This is a genomic window from Escherichia sp. TW14182 (assembly GCF_000208525.1).
GTDB classification, from domain to species: domain Bacteria; phylum Pseudomonadota; class Gammaproteobacteria; order Enterobacterales; family Enterobacteriaceae; genus Escherichia; species Escherichia ruysiae.
Genome location: NZ_AEJZ01000474.1, coordinates 1 through 884, shown reverse-complemented (window position 1 = coordinate 884; position 884 = coordinate 1). Strand labels below are relative to the sequence as shown.

The window sequence follows — 884 nt, the reverse complement described above, 5'->3', positions numbered from 1 at the left end:
GCTGCTCCGCGTTCTGTCCAGAGGATGAGGGAGCGGGCTTTCGGGGAAATTTGTAACCCTCTTAAAGATGGTTGCAAATTTTGTGAGTTACTTAAAGTAACCCGCAAATTTTTCAACTCATCACCAACAACCTTGAAAAAGTGTTTACCCTCAACAAAACGCTCGGAATTACGGGTGTAATTTACTTTGATGTTGTTGATCTCGGTACAGTAAAGCTGTGCCAGTAACTCGGTAGTGATAACGGGAATTTGGTTGTGTGTAATTGGGGAAAGAGTTTCGACAGAAATCTGAGTGGCCATAACGATAACTCCGTACATTTGGACATTATCGCCACCGTCAGGTGCTAATCATCGTGGTGGCGAACTGTGCGGGGTTAGCACTACCGGGTACGGAAACCGGCGAGCCTTTCGGCTCCCCCACACAGCCCGCCATAAATCGCGAATATGACTGTGCAAACGATATGAAAAAAGACGCGGGGCGTCTCATATCGCTCCGTAAACATCCGGGGTGCTAATCCCGACGCCAGATTTTGCTGGCGCGTGAGGAATATAGCCCCGGATAACAGATTGAGTCAACAGACGGTTTTTAAATCCCCGGAAGAGAATGCATCACGCATCGGCAGATAGAGCATAAACTCTGCCATTTTCAACCACGCATCTATGCGATTACGGCACGTGGCGTAACACCACTCAGGGTGTGCATCATTCAGCAGTTCAGCCATTTTGCGCTTAGTCATCCCTCGCCCCTCATAACGCTGACTCAGGACATTAAGCAGCCCGGGATGATCCGCCAGTACTTCGCCAATAACCCTGTCGATTATTAATGCCTCTGAATCGGTACAATGTGCCAGCCAACTTTTTTGCTTACTGTCGATCATCTCACGC

2 protein-coding genes are annotated in these 884 nt (G+C 48.6%); both read right to left on the bottom strand.

Features of this window, described 5'->3' with window-relative positions:
• A partial coding sequence (locus tag EQY_RS0123360) for an ORF6N domain-containing protein (RefSeq protein ID WP_000235319.1) occupies positions 1–299 on the bottom strand: 299 nt, incomplete at its 3' end.
• A gap of 272 nt (positions 300–571) precedes the next feature.
• Positions 572–884, bottom strand: a 313-nt coding sequence (locus EQY_RS0123355; protein WP_000305189.1) for a DUF1133 family protein, incomplete at its 5' end; no start/stop codon positions are given.